This window comes from Poseidonibacter sp., from assembly GCF_041821165.1.
Classification (GTDB): Bacteria; Campylobacterota; Campylobacteria; order Campylobacterales; family Arcobacteraceae; genus Poseidonibacter.
Genome location: NZ_JBGUES010000166.1, coordinates 1 through 5,283, shown reverse-complemented (window position 1 = coordinate 5,283; position 5,283 = coordinate 1). Strand labels below are relative to the sequence as shown.

Below are 5,283 nucleotides of genomic sequence, written 5' to 3'. Positions count from 1 at the left end.
TACCACCAATTTTTAAATGTTTAAAAAGCTTTTTTAATATTTTATTTTGATCTTCTGCTGAAAAATAAATTAATACATTTCTACAAAAAATCACATCAAATTGATTAGATGAAAAAGGATAAGAAGAATCATTTAAATTCATTACTTGAAAACTTATCATTCTTTTTAACTCATCTTTTACTTTTATAAGTACTTCTTCACCAGATAAATTTTTTTGTATTCTTCTTTTAAAATATTTAGCAGGTTTAATCCAAGAAGGAAACTCTTTTGATGATTTTGAATATCTATAAATACCATTTGCAGCATATTGTAATACATTTGTATCAATATCAGTTGCAATTATTGAAGTATCAATAAATTTTCCTAATTCTTCTTTTGCTTCAAGTACTGTCATAGCCATAGAATATGGTTCTTCACCAGTTGAAGATGCAGAACAATACATTTTTATTTTTCTACCCTCTTTTGCTAACTGAGGTAAAACTCTATTTTTCAAATCTACAAAATGAAAATCTTCTCTAAAAAAATGAGTCTTATTTGTAGTAAAAGAGTTAATAAATTCAGTAACAAAAGTACCTTTTTCAATTAAATCTAAAAGTTCAGTAATATCACCTTTAAATTTTGAATCTCTTTTTAATTTATCAATTCTATTTGAAATCATAATATCTTTATTATCAGCAAGTGTAATACCCGTTAAAGAATAAAGAAGTTTTTTAATTTTATTATGAATCTCTTGTGTACTATTACTCATTAATTACTCAAGAAGCTTTTTTTATAAAGCCATGGTGCTTTTCAATTTTAATTTGTGCATTGATAATTCCAACAATATCAAGAATTAATCCAATACTTCCATCACCTCTTACAGTTGCAGCACCTACACCTTCAACACTTCTAAAGTTTTTATCAAGTGGTTTTACAACAACTTGATGTTGATTTAAAAATTCATCTATTGATAAAGCAACTTTTGTATTTCCTGACTTAACTACAATTAACATTCCATCTTCTAGATTATCAAAACTTCTTTTTAATCCAAATAATTGATGTAATCTAACAACAGGAATAAACTCTTCTCTTAACATAAGAAGATCTTGTGTACCATCACCAATTTTTTTAATCATATCTGATGTTGGTTGTAATGATTCAACAATTGAACTTAAAGGTAAAATATACTTTTGATCTCCAACTGCAATATCTAATCCATCAAGAATTGCAAGAGTTAAAGGTAACATAATTGTTAATGTAGTACCTTCACCTAAAGTTGTATCTAATTTTAGATCTCCACCTAGTTTTTGAATATTTGTTTTAACAACATCCATTCCAACACCACGACCTGATATTTCAGAAATTTGGTCAGCAGTTGAAACACCAGCTCCAAATACTAACATTGCTTTTTCATTATCACTCATATTGTTAAATTGATTTTCATCAATTTGACCTTGGCTTAATGCTTTTTGAGCAACTTTTTCAACATTGATTCCTCTACCATCATCTTCAATAGTAATAATCATTTGTCCATTTGCTTGTTCAGCTGAAATTATAATTGAACCAACATCACTTTTACCAGCTGATTCTCTTTCTTCTGGAGTTTCTAAACCATGATCAAGTGAATTTCTAATAATATGCATTAATGGATCTGTTAATCCTTCAATCATTGCTTTATCAATTTCAACATTATCACCATAATGTTTAAATTCAACTTTTTTTGCTAATTTTTTAGAAATATCTCTAACAACTTTTGGGAACTTAGAATATATAGATTCCATTGGTACCATTCTAATACTCATAATAGAATCTTGCATATCTCTAATATGTCTTTCTAATAATTCTAATCTTTCTAATACAGCTGTTCTAGTTTTTGATTCCTCAATTGTAGATGAAAATTGAGTAAGCATTGCATTAGTAATTACAAGATCTCCAACATTATTCATTAATAAATCAATTTTATCTAAATTAACTCTGATATTATTAGTTGCAGCTGCAGGTTTCTTTTCTTTTGTTTCTCTAACTTTTCTAGCTGCTGAATCTGCACTTGGCGTTTCTTTTGGTGTAGATTCTTCTGTTTTTTCTAATTTAATTTCATCATTACTTTTTATTTCTTCATTTAAATTAATAGCAGACATTTCATCGAAAAAGCCAAAATTATCTTCTTCATTATGAACAATAGCAACACTATCATCGCTATTCATATCTATATCATTTAAATCATCATCAAAGAAGCCGTAGTTTTTTTGGTCTTCATCTACATCATCTGAAAACAATCCATATGATTGTGTATCTTTTTCATCATTTAAGTCATCATCAAAAAAACCAATATTGTCATTTTGTGCAGGTTCAACTTTTACAGGTTCTTGTACTTTTTCAACAACAGGAGTTTTATTTTCTACAACTGGTTTAGCTACAGGAGTTTCATTTGAATACGCTCTAATTTCTTCTAATAAAGAAGTTGTCATTTCAGTAAACATTTCTCTTGTTAATTCTTCTGAAACTTCAAGTTCCAATATTTCTTTCATAACATCTAAACCATCAATTAAAGTTCCTGCCATTTCTGGTATGAATTCAATTTTATGGTTTCTTAATTTATCCATCAAGTTTTCAACATCATGAGTAAATTCAGCAAACAGTTTTAATTCAACTGATGCTCCACTTCCTTTTAGAGTATGAACATCTCTAAATAACTGCCCCATTTCTTCGTCAGTTAAAGAACCATTATTTTCAGCTTCCAACAGTACATTATCTGCTGATTCAAAAAGCTCTTCAGCTTCTTCTAGAAACATCTCTCTATATTTAGAAATATCAAATGACATGTAAACTCCTTTATCTACTTAACACAATATTAACTGCTTTTAACAGTTGATCTGGTACAAACGGTTTTACAATCCAACCTGTTGCTCCAGATGCTTTACCCTTTGATTTCATTTCATCACTTCTTTCAGTTGTTAAAACTAAAATAGGTTTTTTAGAATATTGTGGCACTTTTCTTAATTCACCAATTAATGTTAAACCATCCATATTAGGCATGTTTACATCTGTGATTATTAGATCAAAATTATCAGCTTTAGCTTTTGCTAAACCATCAACACCATCAACAGCTTCTGTAACATCTGTATATCCACCTTCATTTAATGCATAGTTAAGCATATCTCTTAGCATTGTTGAATCATCTACGATCAAAAGTTTAGCCATATTAGAACCCCTTAGTTATAGTTAAAAAATTATTTTTATTATACTAACGTAAGAATTATTAAATTAGGGTTATAAAAATATAAATTTATCATTTATATTTATTTATTAGGAAGATATATATTAGTATTTTGGGATTTGTTCAAAGAGGAATCAATAGAAATATGATAATTTCTATTGATTATTTATTTTAATTTAACTAATTAAATAGATGCAGAACCTAATTCAATTCTGTCTTTTTTTACTTTTAGTACTTTAATTTCTACTTCATCAGAAACAGATAAAATATCAGATACATTTTTAACTCTTTCTTTTGATAACTTAGAAATATGAAGAAGACCTTCTCCACCTTTTGGTAATGAAATAAATGCACCAAAATCAACAATTCTTTCAACTTTTCCAACTAAAACTTCATCAATTGCATAAAGTTTTTCAAAATCTAAATCTTTTGAAGGACCTTTTCTTGAAACTGCATTATTTGATATAGTTTTAATATGTTCACAAGCGTCTAAAACATTTTGTTTACAAGTACCACTTACTTTAACGTTCCCGCTATCTCTATCTAAATCAATTCCTACAGAGAATTTCTCAATAATTTCTTTAATAGTAGAACCAGCTTTTCCAATAACTACCATAATTTTACTAGGATCAATTGAGAATTGCTCAACTAATGGTAAAGCATCACTTACAACAATTTCAGAAGCAGCAACATTCATTAAACCTAAAATATGCTCTCTACCCTCTTTTGCTTGTAATAATGCTTCTTCAAGTACAGATAGCTCGATTCCACCTAATTTAATATCCATTTGTAAAGCTGTGATACCTTTTGAAGTTCCTGCAACTTTAAAGTCCATATCTCCATCATGATCTTCAAGACCCATAATATCAGTTAATACAGAATATTCATTGTTTTCAACAACCATTCCCATTGCAACACCTGCAACTAAATCAGAAATTGGAACACCTGCTGCTTTTAATGCTAAAGAACCACCACAAACAGTAGCCATTGAAGAAGAACCATTTGATTCTAAAATCTCAGAAACTAATCTAATTGTATCAGTGTAATCATCATCAATTGTTGGTTCAAGTGCTTTTTTACCTAAATTTCCATGACCTAATTCTCTTCTACCTACACCAAACATTGGTTTTGCTTCTCCAACAGAAAATCCTGGGAAGTTATAGTGAAGTAAGAAATTATCAATTGAAGTTGATTTTTCAGTAAGTTTTTCATACATTTGACCATCTTTTGGTCCTGCAATTGTACCTACTACTAATGCTTGTGTTTCACCTCTTGTAAATAAACAAGAAGAGTGAGCAGATGGTAAAATATTTGTTTCAATTGAAATAGGTCTAACATCTTTTAAACCTCTTCCATCAGCTCTTACTTTATCAGTAACAATCATATTTCTAACAATTTCTCTTTTTACAATAGAAACTGCTTCATAGATTACAGAGAATTCAATTTCATTACTTGCACAATATTCATTAGCAGAAATTGATTTTGCTACATCTTTAAGTTCTGTTGCTCTTTCACTTTTTGCTAATTTTTTAATTGCTTCTTGAATATCATTTGAGAAATTATCTCTTACATAATTAATAACTGATTCTTCAATTGAAAATTTAACTAATTCAACTTCTGCCATCTCTTTACAAGCTGTTTCAAAACCAGACTCATAAGTTGTATTTGCTTCAAATAAAGCTTCTTGTGCAAAACCAATAGCTTCAACAAGTTTAGATTCAGTCATTTCATTTGCATTATGAATTTTTGTAAAAGCTTCAATATCAACTTCAACTAATTCAGCAGATGAAATAGATTTCATTTCAATCATTAATAGTTCATCTTTAGAACCTGCTACATATAAATCTAATGTAGAATTTTCTAAATCTTTTACTGTTGGATTAAGTACATATTCTCCATCAATTTTACCAACTCTTACACCACAAACAGATTTTTTAATTGGTAAGTTTGAAGTATATAAAGCAGCATTTGCAGCATTTAAAGCTAATGCTTGTAAATCTACATCTTTATCTGCACTTAATACCATTACAGTAATAGTTGTAGGATATACATAACCTTTTGGGAATAATGGTCTTAAACTTCTATCA

At 28.4% G+C, this 5,283-nt stretch carries 4 protein-coding genes; all 4 read right to left on the bottom strand.

The features are described 5' to 3' along the window. On the bottom strand, positions 1–748 hold a 748-nt coding region (locus tag ACERKK_RS11020), incomplete at its 3' end, for a protein-glutamate O-methyltransferase CheR (protein WP_373773127.1). 7 nt (positions 749–755) lie between these two features. Continuing rightward, entirely contained in the window at positions 756–2,801 is a 2,046-nt protein-coding gene (locus ACERKK_RS11015) for a chemotaxis protein CheA (protein ID WP_373773126.1), read from the bottom strand. A gap of 10 nt (positions 2,802–2,811) precedes the next feature. After that, positions 2,812–3,180 (bottom strand): response regulator, encoded by a 369-nt coding sequence (locus ACERKK_RS11010; RefSeq protein WP_373773125.1) that lies wholly within the window; start codon positions 3,178–3,180, stop codon positions 2,812–2,814. A gap of 200 nt (positions 3,181–3,380) precedes the next feature. Further along, positions 3,381–5,283: polyribonucleotide nucleotidyltransferase (locus ACERKK_RS11005; protein WP_373773124.1), on the bottom strand; the 1,903-nt coding region annotated here is incomplete at its 5' end.

Bases quoted from the DNA above. Each gene is read 5' to 3' on its own strand.
- ACERKK_RS11015 (WP_373773126.1), bottom strand. From the start codon at position 2,801: ATGTCATTTGATATTTCTAAATATAGAGAGATGTTTCTAGAAGAAGCT.
- ACERKK_RS11010 (WP_373773125.1), bottom strand. From the start codon at position 3,180: ATGGCTAAACTTTTGATCGTAGATGATTCAACAATGCTAAGAGATATG.